This window comes from Streptomyces sp. 130 (genome assembly GCF_007096885.1).
Lineage (GTDB): Bacteria > Actinomycetota > Actinomycetes > Streptomycetales > Streptomycetaceae > Streptomyces.
This window is the reverse complement of record NZ_VJNO01000007.1, coordinates 96248-117256: the sequence shown is the minus strand read 5'-3', so window position 1 is coordinate 117256 and position 21009 is coordinate 96248. Positions and strand designations below refer to the sequence as shown.

15 protein-coding genes and 1 pseudogene are annotated in these 21009 nt (G+C 73.6%); 4 read left to right on the top strand and 12 right to left on the bottom strand.

What is annotated here, in order from left to right:
• Positions 1–6: 6 nt before the first annotated feature.
• The 3 genes from FKN01_RS08850 to FKN01_RS08840 are packed head-to-tail and all read right to left on the bottom strand — an operon-like array spanning position 7 to position 2424.
• Positions 7–927: an alpha/beta fold hydrolase gene (locus FKN01_RS08850; RefSeq protein ID WP_143618223.1), complete on the bottom strand. Its 921-nt coding sequence runs from the start codon at positions 925–927 to the stop codon at positions 7–9.
• Between the two features lie 22 nt (positions 928–949).
• Complete coding sequence (locus FKN01_RS08845) at positions 950–2194, bottom strand: beta-ketoacyl synthase (RefSeq protein WP_143618220.1); 1245 nt, start codon at positions 2192–2194, stop codon at positions 950–952.
• Entirely contained in the window at positions 2191–2424 is a 234-nt protein-coding gene (locus FKN01_RS08840; protein WP_185992794.1) for a phosphopantetheine-binding protein, read from the bottom strand. Before FKN01_RS08840 ends, FKN01_RS08845 begins: the two co-directional genes overlap by 4 nt.
• A 325-nt stretch (positions 2425–2749) precedes the next feature.
• On the opposite strand from FKN01_RS08840, the pseudogene FKN01_RS08835 reads away from it, so the two are divergent.
• Positions 2750–3844 (top strand): annotated as a pseudogene (locus FKN01_RS08835) (N-acetylmuramoyl-L-alanine amidase); the annotation flags it as partial.
• A 16-nt stretch (positions 3845–3860) separates the two neighbouring features.
• On the opposite strand, the gene FKN01_RS08830 reads toward FKN01_RS08835, so the two are convergent.
• Positions 3861–4427 carry a dihydrofolate reductase family protein gene (locus tag FKN01_RS08830; protein ID WP_143618214.1) on the bottom strand — a complete coding sequence of 189 codons (567 nt, stop codon included), beginning with the start codon at positions 4425–4427 and terminating at the stop codon, positions 3861–3863.
• A gap of 107 nt (positions 4428–4534) precedes the next feature.
• On the opposite strand from FKN01_RS08830, the gene FKN01_RS08825 reads away from it, so the two are divergent.
• Complete coding sequence (locus FKN01_RS08825; protein WP_143618212.1) at positions 4535–5575, top strand: hypothetical protein; 1041 nt, start codon at positions 4535–4537, stop codon at positions 5573–5575.
• Positions 5576–5674: 99 nt separating this feature from the next.
• On the opposite strand, the gene FKN01_RS08820 is transcribed toward FKN01_RS08825, so the two are convergent.
• From FKN01_RS08820 to FKN01_RS08790, 7 genes are all read right to left on the bottom strand, one after another.
• Positions 5675–6418: an SDR family NAD(P)-dependent oxidoreductase gene (locus FKN01_RS08820; RefSeq protein ID WP_143618210.1), complete on the bottom strand. Its 744-nt coding sequence runs from the start codon at positions 6416–6418 to the stop codon at positions 5675–5677.
• Between the two features lie 181 nt (positions 6419–6599).
• Positions 6600–10265 carry a S8 family serine peptidase gene (locus FKN01_RS08815; protein ID WP_398931636.1) on the bottom strand — a complete coding sequence of 1222 codons (3666 nt, stop codon included), beginning with the start codon at positions 10263–10265 and terminating at the stop codon, positions 6600–6602.
• Positions 10266–10462: 197 nt separating this feature from the next.
• The gene (locus FKN01_RS08810) at positions 10463–11614 is read right to left on the bottom strand and encodes an XdhC/CoxI family protein (protein ID WP_143618206.1); all 1152 of its coding nucleotides are present in this window, start codon (positions 11612–11614) and stop codon (positions 10463–10465) included.
• Between the two features lie 31 nt (positions 11615–11645).
• Entirely contained in the window at positions 11646–13103 is a 1458-nt protein-coding gene (locus tag FKN01_RS08805) for an NCS2 family permease (protein ID WP_143618204.1), read from the bottom strand.
• Between the two features lie 277 nt (positions 13104–13380).
• Positions 13381–15765, bottom strand: a complete 2385-nt coding sequence (locus FKN01_RS08800; RefSeq protein WP_143618203.1) for a xanthine dehydrogenase family protein molybdopterin-binding subunit — start codon at positions 15763–15765, stop codon at positions 13381–13383.
• A gap of 3 nt (positions 15766–15768) precedes the next feature.
• Entirely contained in the window at positions 15769–16365 is a 597-nt protein-coding gene (locus FKN01_RS08795; protein ID WP_143618201.1) for a (2Fe-2S)-binding protein, read from the bottom strand.
• Between the two features lie 2 nt (positions 16366–16367).
• The gene (locus FKN01_RS08790; protein WP_143618199.1) at positions 16368–17258 is read right to left on the bottom strand and encodes a xanthine dehydrogenase family protein subunit M; all 891 of its coding nucleotides are present in this window, start codon (positions 17256–17258) and stop codon (positions 16368–16370) included.
• Positions 17259–17515: 257 nt separating this feature from the next.
• Between FKN01_RS08790 and FKN01_RS08785 the strand changes: the two genes are divergently transcribed.
• Positions 17516–19228 carry a PucR family transcriptional regulator ligand-binding domain-containing protein gene (locus FKN01_RS08785; RefSeq protein ID WP_143618197.1) on the top strand — a complete coding sequence of 571 codons (1713 nt, stop codon included), beginning with the start codon at positions 17516–17518 and terminating at the stop codon, positions 19226–19228.
• Positions 19229–19392: 164 nt separating this feature from the next.
• Positions 19393–20178, top strand: a complete 786-nt coding sequence (locus FKN01_RS08780) for a hypothetical protein (RefSeq protein ID WP_143618195.1) — start codon at positions 19393–19395, stop codon at positions 20176–20178.
• A 57-nt stretch (positions 20179–20235) separates the two neighbouring features.
• Here FKN01_RS08780 and FKN01_RS08775 read toward each other — a convergent pair whose 3' ends face one another.
• Positions 20236–21000 (bottom strand): GntR family transcriptional regulator, encoded by a 765-nt coding sequence (locus FKN01_RS08775; protein WP_143618193.1) that lies wholly within the window; start codon positions 20998–21000, stop codon positions 20236–20238.
• Positions 21001–21009: the final 9 nt, after the last annotated feature.

Genomic DNA, 21009 nt, shown 5'->3' with positions numbered 1-21009 from the left:
GGCGGGTCAGCCGCCCGCCCGCGGCGCCGCCGCGCCGGCCGCCTCCGCACGCGGGCGCGGCAGCGCGGCGAGCGGCAGCAGCGCGGGGGCGGACTCCAGCGGCCGGTCGGTGACGAAGCGGGCCACCAGGTCCGCCACGTCGTCGGGGCGCTGGAGGACGACCCAGTGGTCCGACTCGCCGATGGTCAGGAAGCGGCTGCCCTCGATCGTCGCCGCGAAGGCCCGCTGGTGGTCCGGCGACGTCACGGTGTCGTGCTCGCCCGCGAAGACGAGCGCGGGCACCCCGGTCAGCCCGCCGGAGAAGTCCGGGCGGTGCTCCAGCGACCTGCGCAGCGAGCCCTCCGTGTGCGGGGAGTGCGTGAGGGCGTGCAGGAACGACCGGCGTACGTAGCGCAGGGCGAGGTCCCTGCGGTGGACGGGGCGCTCCGGGTCCAGGCACATCAGCGCCTCGGCGGTGAGCCGGGCCAGCCCCTCGGCGTCCCCGGCGTCCAGCCGGCCGACGGCCCGCGCCCAGCCGTCGCGCTGGGCCTCGCTGATGTGCGACGGTACGCCGCCGAGGATTAGGCGGGCGATCCGGCCGGGGTCGCGCCGGGCGCAGCCGAAGGCGATGGACGTGCCGTAGGAGAAGCCGAAGAGGTTGACCCGTTCGGCGCCCAGGTCGTCCATGACGCCGGTGACGGCGGCGCACAGGAGGTCGTCCCCGGTGCCGGGCGGCAGCGGGTCGGCGCCGCCCATGCCGGGCAGGTCCAGGGTGACCACGGAGGCGTGCGGGCCGAGGTGGTCGTCCATGTGCGGCCAGCCGTGCATCCCCTGGAGCGCGCCGCCGAGGAGGACGACCGGTTCGGTGCGGGGCGCGGGCCGCGGCAGGACGCGGTAGCGGTAGCGCAGGCCGTCGACGGTGAGGGTGCGGATGATCTCGTCGGTCATGAGCTCTGGTCCTCGGCCCCGGTCACCTGGTGAGGACGAGAGCGGCGTTGTGGCCCCCGAAGCCGAGCGAGGTCTTGACGGCCGCGTCGAACGCCGCGGGCCTGGCCTCCTTGCTCACCACCTCGACCGGGATCTCCGGGTCGGGGGCGTCGAGATTGACGGTGGGCGGGACCAGCTGGTGCTGGAGGGCGAGGACGGTGAGCGCGGTCTCGATGCCGCCGGCGGCGCCGAGGGTGTGGCCGGTCATCGCCTTGGTGGAGGTGACGAGGGGGTGTTCGCCCAGGACCCGGCGGAGCATGGCCGTCTCGATCAGGTCGTTGGCGACGGTGGAGGTGCCGTGCGCGTTGACGTGGCCGATGGCGGCGGCGTCGGTCCCGGCGTCCGCGAGGGCGGCGCGCAGCGCGCGTTCGATGCCGCGCCCGTCGGGGTCGGGGGCGACGGCGGAGTAGGCGTCGCTGGAGGCGCCGTAGCCGGTGACGTGGGCGCGGACGGCGGCGCCCCGGGCGCGGGCGTGTTCGGGGCGTTCCAGGACGAGGAGCCCGGCGCCCTCGCCGACGACGAAGCCGTCGCGGTGGGTGTCGAAGGGGCGGCAGGCGGCCCGGGGGTCGTCGCGGCGGGTGGAGACGGCCTTGAGGCGGCAGGCGCTGGCGATCAGGAGCCGGGAGCAGACGGACTCGGCGCCTCCGGCGATCACGATGTCGCAGGCGCCGGTGCGCAGCAGCTGGTGGGCGGTGCCGATGGCGACGGTGCCGGAGGAGCAGGCGGTGGAGACGGCCTGGCTGGGTCCGTGCGCGCCGAGGTCGGTGGCGACGCTGCTGGCGGCGCCGTTGACGACGGTGAGCGGGGCGAGCTTGGGCGAGACGCGGCGGGCGCCGCGTTCGGTGAGGGCGGTGTGCTGTTCGTCGTAGAAGGGCAGGCCGCCGTGGGCGGAGCCGATGACGACGGCGACCCGGCCGCTGTCCCAGACGGCGGGGTCCAGCCCCGCGTCGGCGACGGCCTCGCGGGCGGCGATGACGGCGAGGTGCGAGAAGCGGTCCATCAGCCGGTGTGCGGCGACCCCGAGGACGGCCCGGGTGTCGAGGCCGGTCACGCTGTACATGAAGTCGCAGGGCAGACCGGCCAGTTCCGGCCGGTGCGGCACGCAGGGGGCGGTCGCGGGGTCGTTCACCGCGCGCCAGGTGGCCTCGGCTCCGACGCCCGCCGAGGTGACGAGGCCGATGCCGGTGACGGCCGCGGCGAACGGCGGCAGCCGGTGGGGGGCCGTCACGCGGCGGCCTTGCGGTGCACGGCGTCGACCAGCTGGCCGACGGTGTCGCGCGAGGTGAGTTCGACGTCGTCCAGGTCGACGTCGAGGCGGTCCTCGATGAGGAGCCGCAGCTCCTCCAGTGCCAGCGAGTCCAGCCGGAGCTGCCTGAGCGGCACGTCGGGGCGGATCGCCACGGGGTCGGTTCCGAAGTTCGCGGTCAGCAGGGTGCTGATCTCGTCTGCCGTGCTCATGCTCATCGGGCTCCGCTGTCGTACGCGGTGACGCCTTGCCGCGTGAGATGTGAGTGCCATCGGGGACGCCGGCCGGTCCGGAGTTCTCTGTTATACGCCCTGGCGGCGGCGGGTCCGGTCCGCGTTCCCCCGTGCGGTGGGCTGCCGTCCAGGTGTACGAATTCCTGGCGGCGCGCGCCCGCTCGCGGGCCGTCAACTCCTCTGGAGTAGCGGTGGCTCGACACGCGCACGGGCAGATTGTCATACCTTCGGTGGCTCTCTATCGTGAGCAGGCTTCACGGGTGCCCGGCCCCGTGCGCCCTCCCCCCACAGAGCAGGAGCGGGTATGCCCACACGCACCTCCGTCCTGGCGGCCCTCGCCGCCGCCGTCCTCGCCTCGACCGCGTGCCCGGCCCTCGCGGCGGCGGACCCCGGGCGCCCGATGGACCGGGCGTTCGCACGGGCCGCCGAGGCGTTCGACGTACCGCGCGATCTGCTCGCCGCCGTCGGGTACGGCGAGACCCACCTGGACGGCCACGCCGGACGGCCCAGCCAGGCGGGCGGCTTCGGTGTGATGCACCTGGTCAGCAACCCGGCGCGGCACACCCTGGAACGGGCCGCCGCCCTCACCGGGGAACCCGTCGCCGCCCTGCGCACCGACACCGCCGCCAACATCCTGGGCGGCGCGGCGGTGCTGCGCGGCTACGCCGACGGGCTGGGCCTCGACGCGGCGGACCGCGACGACATCGACGCCTGGTACCCGGCCGTCGCCCGCTACAGCGGTACGCGGGGCACGGCCGCCGCGCTCTACGCCGACGCGGTCTACACCTTCCTGGCCGACGGGATCGCCGCGCTCACCCCGGACGGCGAGCGGATCACGGTGACCGGGCGGCCGGTCTCCCCGGAGCGGGACGGGGTCCCGGCCGCCGGCTCCGGAGCCCGCAGCGCCGACTACCCGGCCGCGCTCTGGGTCCCGGCCGACCCGAACAACTACACCACCGGCCGGACCGCGAAGATCGACAAGATCGTCGTCCACGTCACCCAGGGCTCGTACGCGGGCTCGATCAGCTGGTTCCAGGACCCCGTGTCCGAGGTGAGCGCGCACTACGTGGTGCGGTCGTCGGACGGGCAGATCACCCAGATGGTGCGGGACGCCGACACCGCGTACCACGCGCGCAGCGCCAACGCCTCGTCGCTGGGCGTCGAGCACGAGGGCTTCGTCGACGACCCCACCTGGTTCACGGACGCGATGTACCGCTCGTCGGCCGCCCTGACCGCCTCGCTGTGCGACACGTACGGCATCCCCAAGGACCGGGCGCACATCATCGGGCACAGCGAGGCCCCGGGCAACGACCACACCGACCCCGGCCCGTACTGGGACTGGGCCCGCTACATGGCGCTGGTGACCGCCACCGGGACGGGCGGCGGGACCGGGACCGGGACGGGCTGAGCGGGCGTCACCGCCCGGCGGGCTCGTAGCGCAGTTCCACGACCCCGTTGCCGAAGGTCCGGGTGCCGGTGAGGCGGAGGGGCCGCACGGTCTCCTCCGCCGGGAACATCGGCTTGCCCCGGCCGATGAGGACCGGCTGCACGTAGACGCGGTACTCGTCGATCAGGCCGAGGGCGGCGAAGGACGCGGCGAGGCCGGCGCCGCCGAGGGCGAGGTCGCCGTCGGCCCGCTCCTTGAGGGCCGCGACCTCCTCGGGGACGACCTCGCGGACGATCGTGGTGTTCCAGTCGGCATGGTCCAGCGTCCGCGAGTACACGTACTTCGGGGTGTCGCGCCAGATGGGGGCGAACTCGGCCGTGGGCCCGGCGTTGGCCGGGTCCTGGTCGGCGGTGGGCCAGAAGTCCGCCATCAGCTGATGGGTGACGCGGCCGTCCAGCATGGCGCCCATGCCGGCCAACCGGTCGTTGAAGTAGCGGTGCAGCTCGTCGTCGACCACATGCCAGTCGATGTTCCGGTGCGGGCCCTCGATGAAGCCGTCGAGGGACATCGACATCCAGTAGACGATCTTGTTCATGGCGGCCTCACCGGCGTTTCGCGGGACGGGGGAAGTCCCGCCGACGCTACCTCCGGCGGCCCGCCCGTGCTTGACGCCGAGCCGGACCGGCGCGTAGGCACTCGGGCATGGGACTCGGAGAGGCGCGTGCCGCCGCCGCGCACTGGGTGGCCGCGCACGCCCGCCCCGCGCCGGACTACCTGGGGGCCTGCTTCAGCGGGTCCGCGGTCGGGCGGCCGGACGACATGGAGTGGCCGGGCTCCTCGGACGTGGACGTGGTCGTGGTGACGGCGGGGTCCGAGGCGCCCGCGAAGCCCGGCAAGCTCCTGTACCGGGGCGCGCTGCTGGAGATCACCTACGAGCCGTGGCCGCTGCTGGCCGACCCGGAAGCGGTGCTGGGCGCGTACCACCTGGCGGGCGTCTTCCGCCGGGACACGGTCATCGATGACCCCACGGGGCGGCTGCGCGCGCTCCACGCGTACGTCGCGCCGCGCTTCGCCCGGCGGGAGCACGTGCTGCGGCGGTGCCGGGACGCCCGGCACCGCGTCGAGAGCCGGCTCGCCGCCCTGGACACCGCGCAGCCGTTCGCCGCCCGGGTGCTGGCGTGGCTCTTCCCCACCGGGGTCACCACGCACGTCCCGCTGGTGGCCGCCCTGCGCAACCCGACCATCCGGCTGCGCTACCCCGCCGCGCGCGACGTCCTCACCGCCTACGGGCAGCAGGCGCTGTATCCCGAACTGCTGGCCCTCCTGGGCTGCGCGGAGGTCTCCGCGCCGCTGGTGCGGCACCATCTGGACGAGCTGGCGCGGACGTTCGACGCCACGGTCCCCGTCGTGCGCACGCCGTTCTTCTTCGCCGGCGACCTCACGGAGCGGGCGCGGCCCGTCGCCCTGGACGGCAGCCGCGAGCTGGCCGACCGGGGCGACCACCGGGAGGCGGTGTTCTGGATCCTCGCGACCTTCGCCCGCTGCCACACCGTGCTGGCCGTGGACGCGCCCGCGCTGCACACCGCCCGGCTGCCGGCGTTCCGGGAGGCGGTCGCCGATCTCACCGGGATCGCGCACACCGGGGACCTGCTCGCCCGGCGCGACGCGGTGCTGCGCTTCGTGCCCCGGCTGTGGACGGTCGCGGAGGAGATCGTGGCGGCCAACCCGCGGGTCCTCGAGTAGCGGAGGTCTCCGCTGCCTGGCCCGCGCGTGCTTCCTCCCCGTGCGCAGGGCCCCGTCCCGCTGGCGGCGGAACGGGGGCGCCGGAGGCGGCGGAGCGGGTCAGCGGAGCTTGATCGCGCCGCCGTCGGCCATCAGGGTCTGCCCGGTCATGTAACGCGCGTCGTCGCTCGCGAGGAAGGCGATGACGGGCGCGACGTCCGTGCGCGGGTCGCCGAAGCGGCCGAGGGGGACCTTGGCCGCGGAGAGGGCGTACTGCTCGGGGTGGGCCTCGGCCCAGGCGGCGACGCCCGCGGTCCTCGCCATCGGGGAGACCACGTTGACCCGGATGCCGTCCGCCGCCCATTCGTTGGCGACGACCCGGCTCAGTCCGCGGATGGCCTCCTTGCCGGCGGCGTACGACGCCTGGTTGGGCTGGCCGTCGATCCCGGCGCCCGAGGCGAAGTTGACGACGGCGCCCTGGGCCTTTCTGAGCTCCGGGTACGCGGCGAGCATGAAGTTCCGGGTGGCGAAGAGCCCCGTGTCCAGGGCGAGCTTCCAGTCGTCGTCGGTCTGCTCGGTGAACGGGCGGACGCGGGAGGCGCTGGCGTTGTTCACCAGGACGTCCAGGCCGCCGAAGCGTTCGACGGCCGTGGCGACCGCCCGGTCGGCGACCGCGCGGTCCGAGACGTCGCCCCGCAGGAACGCCACCGCCTCCCCGAGACCGGCCACCAGGGTGTCCCCGGCCTCCTGCTGGAGGTCGACGACCACGACGCGGGCGCCGCGCTCGACGAAGAGCCGGGTGACGGCCTCGCCGATGCCCGAGGCTCCTCCGGTGACGAGGGCGACCTTGTTCTCCAGTGTCATTGCGCTGTTCCTTCGACTTGCTGTGTCCGGCCCCCCGCACCGAGCCTTTCCTTATGCATCATACACTTCTTATGTATGATGCATATAAATGAGCCGTGCGGACCCGCGCGAAGACGGCCGCCCACCCGCTCCCGGGTGGACGGCCGCCTCGGAGGAAGGACTCGGAGGAAGGATCAGCGGGTCACTTCAGGCCGAAGGCCCGGATGATCTCCTGGTCCACGGCGAGGCCGCCGCCGGCCTCGGCGTGGGCCTTGAGCGAGACCGCGGTGGCGCCCTTCTTCGGAGTCTTGAACCGGGCGGTCCAGGAACCCGTCCGGTCCTTCTTGAGCTGCACCGCGCTCCAGGTCTTCCCGTCGTCGTAACTCACCGACAGGGAGGCCTTCGTGGCCTTCACCGCGCCGTCCAGCCACTCCTGCGTGGTGGAGGAGAGGCCGATCTCGGTCCACTTGCCGGCCCGTACGTCACCCGCGAGGTCCGTGGCGACGTCGTAGTCGAGCTGGAGCATGGGGATGTCGACCTGGTAGGGGCCGTCCGGGTCGTTGGCGCCCGAGACGAACGACCACTCGGTGTGGGTGCGGACGGACGTCTTCCAGGTGTCCGCGTCGCGCGAGGCGTCGAGGACCAGGCGGTAGGGCAGCTCCTCGGCGGGCAGGTTCCCGACGTAGCCGGCCCGGCCCGGTGCCTCGTCGAGCAGCTTGTCGCCCTGGTAGACCGCGGCCTTGCCGGTGTCGTACTCCTTGTCCGGCATGGCGCCCGAGTGACCGGCGCCGCCGTCCGTCCACGGGGTGACGTTGTACTGGATGTCGCCCCACTGGGAGCGGAACGGCCCCCAGTAGCCCGTGCCGAGGCGCGGCCGGGTGACGGGTGCGAACCAATCGGCCTTGCTGGTGGAGCCGGCCCGGTAGTCCATCTCGCCGCCGCGCTGCTCCAGCGCGGTGTCGGTGCCCTCGGCGTTGTACTGCGCGTGGTTCTCGTACCAGAACGAGGCGCCCGGCAGCGGGGTGACCCACTCGGTGCGGGTGCCGGGGAACTTCTCGTACTCGGCGAAGCCGAGCCCGGGGCCGTACTCGGGGATGTCGTAGCGGAAACCGCCGCCGACGACGTCGCGGTGGCCGTAGAAGGTGTTCTCGATCTTCGCCAGGTCACGGGTGGCCGGGGCGAAGGCGAGCGAGCGGTCCGGGACGGTGCCGTCGTGGCGGTCGACCAGGTCGTAGACGTAGCTCGCGTACTTGTGCTGCTCGACGGTGAGCTTCTCGCCGCGCCGGGCGGCCTTGATCAGGTTCTCGCCGGCCAGCCGCTGGACGGTGGCGACCGGGAGGGCGAGCGTGGTGCCGTACTCGCCGTAGGACTCCATCAGCCGGCCGTCGCCCTGGTTGACGACGAACAGCGCCTTCGCGCCGGCGGCGACGGCGGCGGCGACCCGGTCGGCCGGGGCCACCGTGTCGCTGCTGCGGATCACGACGGCCTTGCCCCGGGCGTCGAGGTGCCGGTAGTCGGCGGCGGAGCCGTTGCCCGCGTAGACGCCGCGGAGCTTGGCGCGGCTGTCCTCGGCGACCGGGGAGCCGTTCTGCACGGTGGCCGGGACGTCCCGGCCGCCGGCGGTCAGGTCGAGCAGCTTCTCGCCCTGGCGCCAGCGGGTCAGGAAGGAGAAGTCGCCCTGGGTGACCTTCTGGGTGGGGCTCGCCCAGAGCTGGTCGTACGTCAGCGGGATCTGGTACGCGTCGCGCTGGACGGTGCCGTCGGGTGCGGTGCGCGCCATGTCGTAGCGCAGCTGGCGGGTCTCGGTCTCCTTCGGCGTGCGCACGCTGATCTTGTGGGCCTTGGAGGCGTCGAGCGTGGCCGTGACCGGCTTGTCGAGGATGATCTCGGGGGCCGCCAGGAAGGCGAGGGCCTTGGAGTCGGCGGTGTCGCCCTGGACGTCGGCGGCGGCCCAGGCGGTGTAGTTGCCCGGGGGCAGCCTCAGCGTGGTGTCACCGGACACGGCGACGGGCGTCAGGGACGGGTCGCCGAGGGCGCCGAGGACGACGGTGCCGTCCATGGGCTTGCCGGCGCGGTCGCGGAGCCGGAGCGTGAGGTCGTAGAGCTCCTGCTCCTTGTTGAGCGCGAAGCCGGTGTGCGCGACGACGGCGCCCGAGGCGTCCTTGGCGACGACCTGGCCGGAGAACGTGGTGCCCGCGTCCACCTTCGACGGGTCGAGCGTGAGGACGGCCTCGGCGGTGGAGCCGGCCGGGACGGTCAGCTGCTTCGCGGAGAGCGTGTAGGCGTCCGACGCGCTGTCGGTCGCCAGGTTCAGGGTGACGTCGGCGGTGCCCGTGTTGCGGTAGGTGATGGTGCGTTCGGTGACCGGGTCGGAGGCGCTGTGCGGCCAGTTGTACGCGGCGACCGGGACGGAGCCCGTGGCCTCGACGGTCGTGTCGATGGCGGCCTTCACATCGAGGCGGCCGGTGCCCTGCTCGTACGGGGTGTAGTCGGGCAGCACCTTGGACGAGGTCATCAGCGCGTCCTTGATGCGCTGGCCGGACCAGTCGGGGTGGCGCTGCTTGACGATGGCGGCGGCGCCCGCGACGTGCGGGGTGGCCATCGACGTACCGGACATCGACTGGTACATGCCCTCGATGCCGGGGACGGACTGCGAGGCGGCGGCGTTGATGTCGACGCCGGGCGCGGACAGGTCCGGCTTCAGGCCGTAGCTGCGCACCAGCGGGCCCATGGACGAGAAGTCGGCGCGGCCGTCCCGCTTGTCGACGGCGGCGACGGTGAGCGCCTTGTCGGCGGAGCCGGGCGAGCCGATGGTGCCCGCGCCGTACGCGTTGCCGGCGGCGATCACGAAGAGCGGGCCGCCGTCCGCGGAGAGGGAGTTGACGGCCTGGGACATGGGGTCGGTGCCGTCGTCGGCGACGGGTGAGCCGAGGCTCATGGAGACGATGTCGGCGCCCTGCGCCTTGGCCCACTCCATGGCCTCGATGATGCCGGAGTCGGCGCCCGAGCCCCCGTCGCTCAGGACCTTGCCGACGAGCAGCCCGGCCTCGGGGGCGACACCCTTGTTGGCGCCGCCGGACGCGGCGCCCGAGCCGGCGATGGTGGAGGCGACGTGCGTGCCGTGGCCGTTCTTGTCGTCGACCTCCTCGCCCGGGACGAAGCTCTTCGTCTCCAGGATGCGGTCCTTGACGTCCGGGTGGTCCTCGTCGATGCCGGTGTCCAGGACGGCGACCTTGATGCCCTTGCCGTCGTAGCCCTCGGCCCACGCCTGCGGCGCGTTGATCTGCGGCACCGAGTCCTTGAGGGCGGCCTCGGCGCGCCCGTCGAGCCAGAGCTTGGCGATGCCGTTGTCCAGCGAACGGGCCGTGGCGGTGCGGGCGATGTCGTCCCAGAAGGCGCGGGCGGTGTCCTTGCCGGCCTTGAGGGCGGCGCCGTGGATGGACTCCAGCTTCCGGACGGCCTTGCTGCCGCGCGGGGCGGCGGGCAGCGAACGGGCCTTGGCGGCGGGGTAGGTGGCGATCAGCGGGATGCCGCCGGTCGTCCTGTCGTCGTAGCCCATCTCCGCGAGCGCCGAGACGTTGAAGAGGCGGCGGTCCAGCTTGCCGGCCGCGAGCAGGCTCTGCGCCTCGTCGGGGAGGACGTAGATGTCGTCCCCGGCCTGCTGGACGTGGACGCCGCCGGTGGCGCCGTCGGGGCGGTCCACGGTGACGGTGTCCTGGTTGCCCGCGCCGTCGGTGTAGTGGACGACGTCACCGGTGACGAGGGTGATGTCATAGCGGTGGACGGGCCCGGCCGCGGGCGTGGTTCCGGCGGCGGGGGCCGGGGCGGCCGATGCGGTGGCCGTGATGGGGAGCAGCGCGCCGCTCATCAGTGCGGCGGCGGTGGCTATCACGAGGGTGCGGCGCCCGGCGCGTGCGGGTCTCGCCCGGCCCGTGGCGGTGGAGGGGGTGAATGTCATGGTGATGATCTACCGGTAAACCGCCCGCCGCGGGACGGTCCACGCCTGGCGCGAATGTGCCGTGGCGGCTAACCGCCCGTCGTGGACGGCCTTCCCGGGGCGCTGTTTCAGGCCACCGAGCCGATGCGCCCCGCCGGCGGCAGCCCGCCGGGGTGGTGGATCGGGGTGTGCGCGCCGGTCAGCGGGGCGCCGCTGCCGCCGCGCCGGACGGCGACGATCTCCGCGGCGATGGACAGGGCCGTCTCCTCGGGCGTACGGGCTCCGAGGTCGAGCCCGATCGGCGAGTGCAGGCGGGCCAGCTCCAGCTCGGTCACCCCGGCCTCGCGCAGCCGCTCGTTGCGCTGGAGGTGCGTGCGGCGGGAGCCCATCGCGCCGATGTACGCCACGGGCAGCCTGAGCGCCGCCTCCAGCAGGGGCACGTCGAACTTGGCGTCGTGCGTGAGGACGCACAGCACCGTGCGGGCGTCCACCGCGGTTCCGGCCAGATAGCGGTGCGGCCAGTCCACCACCAGTTCGTCGGCGTCCGGGAAGCGGGCCTTCGTCGCGAAGACGGGGCGCGCGTCGCACACCGTGACGTGGTAGCCGAGGAACTTGCCGGCCCGGACCAGGGCCGCGGCGAAGTCGATGGCCCCGAACACGATCATCCGGGGCGGCGGCACGCTGGACTCCACGAGCAGCGTGAGGGGCTGCCCGCAGCGCGAGCCGTCGGCGCCGATGGTGAGGGCGGCGGTGCGGCCCTGGTCCAGCAGGGCGCGGGCCTCGGCCGCCGCGGTGCGGTCCAGCTCGGGGTGCCCGCCGAGCCCGCCCCGGTGATCCCCCTCGGGGCGCACGAGGAGGGGGCGGCCGAGGAGTTCGGCGGGCCCTTCGGTGATCCGGGCGACGGCCGCCGCCTCGCCGCGGGCCGCGGCGGTGAGCGCGGCGGCGTACACCGGCCGGGCGGGGTCGTCCGCCCGGACCGGGGTCACCAGGATGTCGATGACGCCGCCGCAGGTCAGGCCGACCGCGAAGGCGTCCTCGTCGCTGTAGCCGAAGCGTTCGAGGCGGGTCAGGCCGTCGTCGAGCGCCTGTTGGCACAGCTCGTACACGGCGCCCTCCACGCACCCGCCGGAGACCGAGCCGATCGCCGTGCCGTCGCGGTCGACGGCCAGCGCGGCCCCCGGCTGGCGGGGGGCGCTGCCGCCGACGGCGACGACGGTGGCGACGGCGAAGTCGCGTCCCTGCCCGGCCCAGCGGTCGAGCTCCTCGGCGATGTCCAGCATCTCGGTCTCCTACGGTGAGTGGGGCGTCGGGTCAGCTGACGCCGAGCCAGCTCTCGATCGGGTGCAGGGCGAAGTAGACGACGAAGATCACCGTCAGGCCCCACATGAACGCGCCGACCTCACGGGCCCGGCCCTGGGCGGCCTTGATGGCGACGTACGAGATGACGCCCGCCGCCACACCGGTGGTGATGGTGTACGTGAACGGCATCAGGACCACCGTCAGGAACACCGGGATGGCCACGGAGCGGTCGCTCCAGTCCACATGCCGGGCGTTCTGCATCATCATCGCGCCGATGACGACGAGAGCGGCGGAGGCCACCTCGGCGGGCACGATCGCGGTGAGCGGGGTGAAGAAGAGACAGGCGGCGAAGAACAGGCCGGTGACGACGGAGGCCAGGCCGGTCCTGGCCCCCTCGCCGACGCCGGTCGCGGACTCCACGAAGACCGTCTGCCCGGAACCGCCGGCGACACCGCCGATGGCCCCGCCGGCGCCGTCGATGAACAGCGCCTTCGACAGGCCGGGCATGCGGCCCTTGTCGTCGGCGAGCCCGGCCTCCGTACCGACGCCGATGATGGTGGCCATCGCGTCGAAGAAGCCGGCGAGCACGAGGGTGAAGACGATGAAGCCGACGGTCATCGCGCCGACGTCGCCCCAGCCGCCGAAGTCGACGTCGCCGAAGAGCGAGAAGTCCGGCGAGGAGACCGCGGAGCCCTTGAGCTCCGGCGGGCCGCTGCTCCAGATCTTGGGGTCGACGTCCGCGACCTTGTTGATCACGACGGCGACCACGGTGCCGACGACGATGCCGATGAGGATCGCGCCGGGGATGTTGCGGGCCTGGAGCATGAAGATCAGCAGCAGGGTGACCGCGAAGACGAGGACGGGCCAGCCGGCGAGTTCACCGGCCGGGCCGAGGGTCACCGGGGTCGCGGTGCCCTTCCCGACGAATCCGGCCTTGTAGAGCCCGATCAGGGCGATGAACAGGCCGATGCCCATCGTGATGCCGTGCTTCAGCGGGAGCGGGATCGCGTTCATGATCAGCTCGCGCAGACCGGTGACCACCAGGAGGCAGATCACCGCGCCGTACATCACGCACATGCCCATGGCCTGCGGCCAGGTCATTTCGGGGGCGACCTGCGAGGACAGGACGCCGGAGACGCTGAGGCCCGCGGCGAGCGCGAGCGGGACCTTGCCGACGAAGCCCATGAGCAGGGTGGTCGCCGCCGCCGCGAGTGCGGTGGCGGTGATCAGGGCGGGCTGGCTGAGGAGATTGCCGTCGACGTCCTTGCCGCCGAGGATCAGCGGGTTGAGCAGAAGGATGTACGCCATGGCCATGAAGGTCGTGACACCGCCGCGCACTTCCCGGGCCACGGTCGAACCGCGGTCGGATATGTGGAAGTACCGGTCGAGCCACGATCTGCCGGCGGGGACGCGCGAGCCGGGGCCCGCGTCCTCCGCACCGGTCTTCGGCCGCACTGACTGCTGGGTCATGATGCCTGACTCCCAAGGTTCACAGGGGCACCCGCGATGAAGAATCGAAATGCGGGATTTGGGATGACTGCGCTGGCGGCACGACCCGGGGGACGGCCCGAGACGAACTGTTCATGCAGGAAGGGGTGGAACGGTGGGTGCCGTTCCGGTGCGGGGGGTGCGAGGGGTGCGGGGCCGCGAGCGGGGCGGGTCCCTGGGCCTCCGGGCGGCGCGGGCCGGGAAGTGTGACGTTCACCGGTGGCGCGCGCCGCCCGGAGAGTTGGTGGCGGAGCCCTCGTCAGACGCCGGTGAGGTGTTCCGGCCGGACCGGCGTCCGGTCGAGCTCCAGACCCGTCGCGTTCCGGATCGCCGCGAGGACGGCCGGGGTGGACGACAGGGTGGGGGCCTCGCCGATGCCGCGCAGCCCGTACGGGGCGTGGTCGTCGGCGAGTTCGAGCACGTCGACCGGGATGGTCGGCGTGTCGAGGATGGTGGGGAGGAGGTAGTCCGTGAAGGAGGGGTTGCGCACCTTCGCGGTCACCGGGTCGACGATGATCTCCTCCATGACGGCGATGCCCATCCCCTGGATGGTGCCGCCCTGGATCTGGCCGACGACCGACAGCGGGTTGAGCGCCTTGCCGACGTCCTGGGCGCAGGCGAGTTCGACGACCTTGACCAGGCCGAGTTCGGTGTCGACCTCGACCACCGCGCGGTGCGCGGCGAAGGAGTACTGGACGTGGCCGTTGCCCTGTCCGGTGCGCAGGTCGAAGGGCTCGGTGGGCCGGTGGCGCCACTCCAGCTCGATGTCGACGGCCTCGTCCTCCAGGACGTCCGCGATGTCGGCCAGCACCTCGCCGCCGTCGGTGACGACCTTGCCGCCCTCCAGGAGGAGTTCGGCGGTGGCCCAGGCGGGGTGGTAGGTGCCGAACTTGCGGCGGCCGAGCTCCAGGACCTGTTCGCGGACGGCCTCGCAGGAGTTCTTGACCGCGCCTCCGGTGACGTACGTCTGGCGGGAGGCGGAGGTCGATCCGGCGGAGCCGACCTTGGTGTCGGCCGGGTGGATGGTGACCTGGGAGACGCCGAGTTCGGTACGGGCGATCTGGGCGTGCACCGTGACGCCGCCCTGCCCGACCTCGGCCATGGCGGTGTGGACGGTCGCGACGGGTTCGCCGCCGATGACCTCCATCCGGACCCGGGCGGTGGAGTAGTCGTCGAAGCCCTCGGAGAAGCCGACGTTCTTGATGCCGACCGCGTAGCCGACGCCGCGTACGACGCCCTCGCCGTGGGTGGTGTTGGACAGGCCGCCGGGCAGGGCCCGTACGTCCGCGTGTTCGCCGGCGCTCTCCCACTGGCGCTCGGGCGGCAGCGGCATGGCCTTGACGCGGCGCAGCAGTTCGGCGACCGGTGCGGGTGAGTCGACCTGCTGTCCGGTGGGCAGGAGGGTGCCCTGCTCCATGGCGTTGAGCTGCCGGAACTCGACCGGGTCCATGTCCAGTGCGGCGGCCAGCTTGTCCATCTGGGCCTCGTAGGCGAAGCACGCCTGGACGGCGCCGAAGCCGCGCATGGCGCCGCACGGGGGGTTGTTGGTGTAGAGGGCGATCGCCTCGATGTCCACGTTGTCGATGACGTACGGGCCGGCCGACAGCGAGGAGGCGTTGCCGACGACGGCCGGGGAGGCGGAGGCGTAGGCGCCGCCGTCGAGCACGATGCGGCACCTCATGTGGGTGAGCTTGCCGTCGCGGGTGGCGCCGTGCTCGTAGTGGAGGCGGGCCGGGTGGCGGTGGACGTGCCCGAAGAACGACTCGAAGCGGTTGTAGACGATCTTCACGGGCTTGCCGGTGCGCAGGGCGAGGAGGCAGGCGTGGATCTGCATCGACAGGTCCTCGCGCCCGCCGAAGGCGCCGCCGACGCCGGAGAGCGTCATGCGGACCTTGTCCTCGGGCAGGCCGAGGACGGGCGCGATCTGGCGCAGGTCGGAGTGGAGCCACTGGGTCGCCACGTACAGGTCGACGCCGCCGTCCTCGGCGGGTACGGCGAGGCCGGACTCGGGGCCCAGGAACGCCTGGTCCTGCATGCCGAAGTAGTAGTCGCCCTTGACGATCACGTCGGCCCGGGCCTCGGCCTGGGCCACGTCGCCGCGGACGATCGGCTGGCGGTGGACGATGTTGGGGTGCGGCACATGGCCGATGTGGTGGTCGTCGCGGCCCTCGTGGATGAGGGGGGCCCCGGGTGCGGTCGCGGACGCCTCGTCGGTGACGACGGGCAGCTCGCGGTAGTCGATCCGGATCTTCGCGGCGGCGCGGCGGGCGGTCTCCGGGTGGTCGGCGGCGACCAGCGCGACGGGTTCGCCGTGGTGGCGGACCCGGCCGTGGGCGAGGACGGGGGTGTCCTGGATCTCCAGGCCGTAGTTCTTCATCTCGGCCGGCAGGTCGTCGTAGGTGAGGACCGCGTAGACGCCGGAGGTGGCCAGCGCCTCGGAGACGTCGATGGAGACGATCTCGGCGTGCGCGACGGTGGAGCGCAGGGTGTGGCCCCAGAGCATGTCCTCGTGCCACATGTCCGAGGAGTACGCGAACTCGCCGGTGACCTTCAGGATGCCGTCGGGGCGCAGCGTGGACTCGCCGATGCCGCCCTTGGTGCGGCTGCCCTGGTTGATGTTGGTGGGGGAACCGGTGACGCCCATGGCTCAGACCGCCCCTTCCGCGCGGGCGGCCGCGAGGCGGACCGCGTCGAGGATCTTCTCGTAGCCGGTGCAGCGGCAGAGGTTGCCGGAGAGCGCCTCGCGGATGTCCGCGTCGGACGGCTGCGGGGTGCGCTCCAGGAGTTCGTCGGCCGCGACCAGGAGGCCGGGGGTGCAGAAGCCGCACTGGACGGCTCCGGCGTCGATGAACGCCTGCTGGATCGGGGACAGCTCCCCGGTGTCGCGGGTCTCGTCGCCGGCGGCGGGCTCGGCCTTCCAGCGCTTGGCCCGGTCCAGTGAGGTGCCGCAGGCGCCGGAGGCGCAGCCGGTGCCGGGGTGGGCCTCGGCGCGGTGGGCGGCGAAGTCGGCGAGCCCCTCTACGGTGACGACGTCGCGGCCCTCGACCTGGCCGGCGGCGACCAGGCAGGAGCACACCGGGACGCCGTCGAGGCGGACCGTGCAGGAGCCGCACTCGCCCTGCTCGCAGGCGTTCTTGGAGCCGGGCAGCCCCATGCGCTCGCGCAGGACGTAGAGGAGGGATTCGCCCTCCCAGACGTCGTCGGCCTCGTGGCGGCGGCCGTTGACCGTGAAATTGACGCGCATGATCAGGCGGCTCCTTCGGTGCTGCGGCCGTTGCCGCGGTAGGACTCCCAGGCCCAGCCGAGGGTGCGGCGGGCCATGATTCCGACGGCGTGGCGGCGGTAGCTCGCGGTGCCGCGCACGTCGTCGATCGGGTTGCAGGCGCCGGCGGCGAGCGTGGCGAACTGCTGGGCGACGGAGGGCGTGATGATCGTGCGGCTGTCCCAGAAGCCGCCCTCCTCCAGCGCGGCGTTCAGGAATTCCTCGGCCTCCTTCGCCCGGACGGGTGTCGGGGCGGCCGATCCGATGCCGGTGCGGACCGTGCGGGTCTCGGGGTGCAGGGCGAGGCCGAAGGCGCAGACGGCGATGACCATCGCGTTGCGGGTGCCGACCTTGGAGTACTGCTGCGGCCCGTCGGCCTTCTTGATGTGCACGGCCCGGATCAGCTCGTCCGGTTCGAGGGCGTTGCGCTTGACGCCGGTGTAGAAGGCGTCGATGGGGATCATCCGGGTGCCGCGTACGGACTCGGCCTCCACCTCGGCGCCGGCCGCGAGCAGGGCGGGGTGGGCGTCACCGGCCGGGGAGGCGGTGCCGAGGTTGCCGCCGACGCCGCCCCGGTTGCGGATCTGCGGCGACGCGACGGTGTGCGAGGCGAGCGCGAGGCCGGGCAGCTCGGCCCGCAGGTGCTCCATGATCCGGCTGTACGGGACCGAGGCGCCGAGCCGTACGTTCTCCTGGCCCACCTCCCACTCGGTGAGCTCACCGATGCGGTTGAGGTCGAGGAGGTGTTCGGGGCGCCGGTGGTCGAAGTTGATCTCGACCATCACATCGGTGCCCCCGGCGATGGGCACAGCCGTCGGGTGCTCGGCCTTGGCGGCGAGCGCCTCCTCCCAGCTTGCGGGGCGAAGGAAGTCCATGGTGGCTCTCTTCTTCTCAATCGGGTTTTCACGCTGGGCTGGGTGACGGCCGGCCCTCGAACTTGTTCATGTCTTGTTCACGCGGTGTGTGGCCCAGTACACAAGCCCTGCTCCACCTGGTGCAGTCACCGAACCCATGAAGGAGTTGGCTGGTGTCCGCTCATGTCTTGTAGATTCGAACGAATGGCGGGGCTCAACAGCCTCACCGCAACACCCAGACTTCACCCGTACCAACGAAAGAGATCGGCGGCGACCAGATGCGGCTGCGCGCACTGCTGGAGAACGACGCGCTGGGCCTGCGGCTGCTCGGCGGCGACGAGGAGCTGGACCGGTCGGTCCGCGGCGTGATGACGACCGACCTGCGCGACCCGAGCCGCTACCTCGCCGGTGGCGAGCTGGTGCTGACCGGTCTGGCCTGGCGCCGGGACGCCGGGGACTCGGAGCCGTTCGTGCGCATCCTGTCGGGCGCCGGGGTGGCCGGCCTCGCGGCGGGTGAGGCGGAGCTCGGCGACGTCCCGGACGATCTCGTGGAGGCGTGCCGCCGGCACCGGCTGCCGCTGTTCGCGGTCCACGAGACGGTCGCGTTCGCAACGATCACCGAGTACGTGGTGCGCCAGGTGTCCGGCGAGCGGGCGGGCGACCTGGCGGCCGTGGTGGACCGGCACCGCAGGCTGATGACCTCGGGCCCGACGGGCGGCGGCCCCGAGGTGGTCCTCGATCTCCTCGGCTCCGACCTGGACCTCCACGCCTGGGTGCTCTCCCCCACCGGCCGGCAGATCGCGGGCGCGGGCGCGCCCCTGTCCGCCGCCGCCGGGGCCGAGCTGGCCGGGCTGCATCTGGCCGCCGTCCGCTCCGGCCGCCCCGCCCCGCACCGGGCCGCCCTCGGCGGTACGACGTATTCGCTCTTCCCGATCCGGAACAACGGCCGGGGCGGCGCGGTGCCGCCCGTCCGTGACGTGCGGGAGTCCGTGCTCTCCGACTGGCTGCTCGCCGTGGAGGCCGACGCGAGCGACTGGCCGGCCGCGCGGCTCGACCTCCTCCAGGGCGTCACCCAGCTGATCGCCGTCGAGCGCGACCGGCGCGACGCGGCCCGCACGGTGCGCCGCCGGCTCGCCCAGGAGGTCCTGGAGCTGGTCCAGGCGGGCGCCGCGCCCGCCGAGATCGCCGCCCGGCTGCGCGTCGCCACCCCGGTCCTGCTCCCCGGCCTCGGCACCGCGCCGCACTGGCAGGTGGTGGTGGCCCGGGTCGAGTGGGCCGAGAGCGGCGCGTCCGTGGTCCAGGGCGGTCCGGTCGCCCAGGCTCTGCTGGAGGAGATCCTGGTCGACCCGGCGGTGACCGGCCCCGACTCGGCGGACCGGATCGCCGTCGCCCACACGGGTGACGAGGCCATCGCCCTGGTGCCGCTGCCCGCCGGCCCGGACGCGCCCCGGGACGGCGCCGGGGACGCGGACGGCGACGCCCCGGACGGCGGGCCCGCCCTGCACGCCGACGCGCTGCTCGCCGCCGTGCGCGCCCCGCTCTCCGCGGGCCTCGGCGACGACGGCCGCCTGACACTGGGTGTCAGCGCCTCGGTGCACTCCGCGGAGGGGCTGCGCGGCGCCCTGGAGGAGGCCCGGCATGCCCGCCGGGTGGCGGCGGCCCGGCCCGGCCGGGTCTGCGCGGCCGGCCACCACGAGCTGGCCTCGCACGTGCTGCTGCTGCCGTTCGTCCCGGACGACGTGCGGCGGGCGTTCACCGCGCGGCTGCTGGACCCGCTGCGCGAGTACGACCGGCGTCACCGCGCGGAGCTCATCCCGACCCTGGAGGCCTTCCTGGACTGCGACGGTTCGTGGACCCGCTGTGCGGCCCGGCTGCACCTGCACGTCAACACGCTGCGCTACCGGGTCGGGCGAATCGAGCAGTTGACGGGGCGCGATCTGGCGCGTCTGGAGGACAAGCTCGACTTCTTCCTGGCCCTGCGGATGAGCTGAAATCCCGGGCCGGACAAGGGTCGTACCCCGCCCGGTCGATTGTGAAAACTTTCACCTGACATTGCCTCGACCTCTTGGCCCGGCGTGCCATTCCGTGCTGTGATGCGGGCCATACTCAACAGCTCGAAGGCGCGCTCGGGGAGGGCAATGTGGCGCATACCGCCATGTCTGGTTCCGGAACGACAGCAGATGACGATCCTCCCCTCCAGACCGCGGTATGGCGGCTGCGCTCACGCGGCTGCTGGACGGACGCCGCGGCGCTGCTGGCACACGACGCGGCCACCGATCCGGCCGCGGCCCTCCAGCGGACGGCCCTGCTGACCGAGCGGTGCCTGTACACCGGGCAGGGCTGGACGGACGCCGAGGACGCCCTGCGTACGGCCGAGGCCATGGCCCATGACGACGAGGAGCGCGGGGCGGCGGCCTGCGAGCGCGGCCACCTCGCGTACGCCTCGACCCTGCTCGGGGTGCGGGACCGCGCCGACGAGGCCCGGGTGGCGCTCGGCCGGGCCGCCGCCCTGCTCTCCCCCACCGCCCAGGGCCGGCCGCTGCTCGACTTCCGGCGCGGCCTGATCGCGCAGAACATCGCGGACTCCCCGCAGGCCGCCCGGGCCGCCTACCGCAGGGCCCACGCCGGCGCCACCGCGCAGGGCGACGCGCTGCTGCTCTCCTCGACCTGGCGCCATCTCGCCCTGATCGCCCTGCGCGAGGGCGAGCTGGCGGAGGCCCGGCACGGCTTCGCGGAGTCCCTGCGGATAAGGGAGGAGCTGGGCTATCTGGTCGGTACGGCCCCGGCGCTCATCGCGCTCGCCGACGCCGAGCCCGAGCCCGAGGCGGCGACCCGGCTGCGCGCCGAGGCGGCCCGGCTCTTCCGGCTGCTGGGCGGCGTCCCGACCTGGCTGGGCCCGCATCTGGACCAGCCACCGCCGCAGACGGTCGAGGCGAACTGAGACCGGCCGCCGGCACGCCCCGCGCGACTCGGCCGGGCGCCGGCACGCCCTCGGGACTCAGCCGTCGGCGCCCGCGAAGTGCTCGCGGACCAGCGACTGGACGACCATCACGTCCTGGGCGATCAGCGCGTCGAGCAGCGCGGTGTGCTCGGAGGCGTCGGCCAGCAGGTCGGCGCGCCGGGTGACCGGGTTGTCCATCAGGGGCCACTGGGCGCGCCGGTGCAGATCGTCGGCGACGGCCACCAGGCTGCGGTTCCCGGTGAGGGCGAGCACCGCGCCGTGGAAGGCCCGGTCCGCCTCGGCGTAGCCGGCCCGGTCGCCGACGGCCGCCGCGGCCACGGTGGCGTCGGCCAGCGGACGCAGCGCGCACCAGCGGGCGGGCGGGACGGTGCGGGCGAGCCGCAGCATGACGGGGACCTCGATCAGGGCGCGGACCTCGGCCAGCTCCGCGAGCTCGCGCGGTCCGCGCTCGGCGACCCGGAAGCCCCGGTTCGGCACGACCTCCACGGCCCCCTCGGTGGCCAGCCGCTGCATCGCCTCGCGCACCGGGGTGGCGGAGACCCCGAAGCGGGCGCCGAGGGCGGGCGCCGAGTAGACCTGGCCGGGGATCAGGTCGCCGTCGACCAGCGCGGCGCGCAGCGCCTCCAGGACCTGGCCGCGCACGGAGTGCCGGCGCACCTGGGCGCGGGGGGCGGGCGGCTCGTGCGGGTGCTCCCCGTGGGTGTGCTCGCCGCGGGCCTGCTCGGGCACCCGGACGGCCGGGGCGGGCGCGGCACCGCCGTACGGGGGACGCACCTCCTCGCGCGCTCCGCGCTGCTCCACGGGCACCTC

Excerpts from the sequence above, each read along its gene's own strand:
- FKN01_RS08840 (WP_185992794.1), bottom strand. The coding sequence starts at position 2,424 with ATGAGCACGGCAGACGAGATCAGCACCCTGCTGACCGCGAACTTCGGA.
- FKN01_RS08785 (WP_143618197.1), top strand. The coding sequence starts at position 17,516 with ATGCGGCTGCGCGCACTGCTGGAGAACGACGCGCTGGGCCTGCGGCTG.
- FKN01_RS08780 (WP_143618195.1), top strand. The coding sequence starts at position 19,393 with ATGTCTGGTTCCGGAACGACAGCAGATGACGATCCTCCCCTCCAGACC.
- FKN01_RS08795 (WP_143618201.1), bottom strand. The coding sequence starts at position 16,365 with ATGCGCGTCAATTTCACGGTCAACGGCCGCCGCCACGAGGCCGACGAC.
- FKN01_RS08825 (WP_143618212.1), top strand. The coding sequence starts at position 4,535 with ATGGGACTCGGAGAGGCGCGTGCCGCCGCCGCGCACTGGGTGGCCGCG.
- FKN01_RS08790 (WP_143618199.1), bottom strand. The coding sequence starts at position 17,258 with ATGGACTTCCTTCGCCCCGCAAGCTGGGAGGAGGCGCTCGCCGCCAAG.
- FKN01_RS08810 (WP_143618206.1), bottom strand. The coding sequence starts at position 11,614 with ATGCTGGACATCGCCGAGGAGCTCGACCGCTGGGCCGGGCAGGGACGC.
- FKN01_RS08830 (WP_143618214.1), bottom strand. The coding sequence starts at position 4,427 with ATGAACAAGATCGTCTACTGGATGTCGATGTCCCTCGACGGCTTCATC.
- FKN01_RS08850 (WP_143618223.1), bottom strand. The coding sequence starts at position 927 with ATGACCGACGAGATCATCCGCACCCTCACCGTCGACGGCCTGCGCTAC.
- FKN01_RS08805 (WP_143618204.1), bottom strand. The coding sequence starts at position 13,103 with ATGACCCAGCAGTCAGTGCGGCCGAAGACCGGTGCGGAGGACGCGGGC.
- FKN01_RS08800 (WP_143618203.1), bottom strand. The coding sequence starts at position 15,765 with ATGGGCGTCACCGGTTCCCCCACCAACATCAACCAGGGCAGCCGCACC.
- FKN01_RS08820 (WP_143618210.1), bottom strand. The coding sequence starts at position 6,418 with ATGACACTGGAGAACAAGGTCGCCCTCGTCACCGGAGGAGCCTCGGGC.
- FKN01_RS08815 (WP_398931636.1), bottom strand. The coding sequence starts at position 10,265 with ATGAGCGGCGCGCTGCTCCCCATCACGGCCACCGCATCGGCCGCCCCG.